The 1378-nt window shown below is 63.6% G+C and carries 1 protein-coding gene; it reads left to right on the top strand.

The features are described from left to right. Window positions 1-86 precede the first annotated feature (86 nt). Entirely contained in the window at window positions 87-1259 is a 1173-nt protein-coding gene (locus C5F48_RS23810; RefSeq protein ID WP_107666131.1) for an IS5 family transposase, read from the top strand. Window positions 1260-1378 lie beyond the last annotated feature (119 nt).

Raw genomic sequence — 1378 nt, 5'->3', positions numbered from 1 at the left:
CCTCTAGCAGGCTGCTGAAGAAGTCAGCCCTCGACCCGGTGTTAGGAACATGATTCACCCTTTGCACGACAACGGTGGGGGTGATGATGCGCGGGACGGACGAGACGAGCGGGTCGCTGTTCAGCTATGTCGATCTTGAAGAGCGCATCCCTGCGCGGCACCCGCTGCGCAAGATCCGGCAGGTGGTCAACGAGGCGCTGGCCAGTCTCGATGCCGAGTTCGAGGCGCTCTACACCGATTTTGGCCGTCCCTCGATCGCGCCGGAACGGTTGATCCGGGCGAGCCTGATCCAGATACTGTTTTCGGTCCGCTCGGAGCGGCAGTTGATGGAACAGATGCAGTATAACCTGATGTTCCGCTGGTTCGTGGGCCTCGGCATCGACGATCCCGTCTGGGTGCCGACGGTCTTCACCAAGAACCGCGACCGGCTGCTGAGCACCGAGATGTCGCGCAAGGTGATGACGGCGATCCTGGCGCATCGCGAGGTGGCGCCGCTGTTGTCTGACGAGCATTTCTCGGTCGATGGTACGCTGGTCAAGGCCTGGGCCTCGATGAAGAGTTTCCAGCCAAAACCGGTGAGCACGCCGCCCGACGATGAAGGGCCAGGTGATCTGCCCGGACCCGACACCACCTCCAACAATCAAGCCGAACAAACCCAATCCGAGACCACCCCGATGCCCCGCCCCGCCCGCCAGAACCGCAACGCCGAAGTCGATTTCCGGGGCGAGAGGCGTTCCAATGCCACCCATGCCTCGACGACCGACCCGGAGGCGCGCCTCTACAAGAAGTCTCCCGGGACCGGGGCGATGCTGTGCTTCATCGGGCATGCGCTGATGGAGAACCGTAATGGTCTGATCGTGCAGGGTGACCTGACCCAGGCGGACGGCCATGCCGAACGGCGCGCTGCATTGGACATGATCCACCGCCATTCCCCCGGGTCGACCCGACGTTTGACGCTCGGGGCCGACAAGGGGTTCGACGCGGCCGAGTTCGTCGCCGACCTGCGCCAGGCGTGTGTCACGCCTCACGTCGCGCAGAAGTCACGACATTCAGTGATCGACGGCCGCACCACCCGGCACGAGGGCTATGTCCTTTCGATCAAGCACCGCAAGCGGATCGAGGAGGCCTTCGGCTGGGCCAAGACTGTCGGCGGAATGGTCCAGACCGTCTATCGCGGCGTTGAGCGCGTGCGATCCCGCTTCATCCTGACGATGGCCGCCAACAATCTAGCCCGACTGCCCCGGTTGCTGACCGCCTGACACCAAGAACAGGTGTCGAGGGGGTGAATGCCCCTCGCGCAAACCAATCGATACGCGGGGCCACCGCTCCTGCCGCAGGGATACCGTTTCGGCTCGCTGACTATTTCAGCGACCTGCTA

The organism is Cereibacter changlensis JA139 (genome assembly GCF_003034985.1).
Classification (GTDB): Bacteria; Pseudomonadota; Alphaproteobacteria; order Rhodobacterales; family Rhodobacteraceae; genus Cereibacter; species Cereibacter changlensis.
Note: the sequence above shows the minus strand (reverse complement) of the source record. Positions and strands in the feature narration are given on the sequence as shown.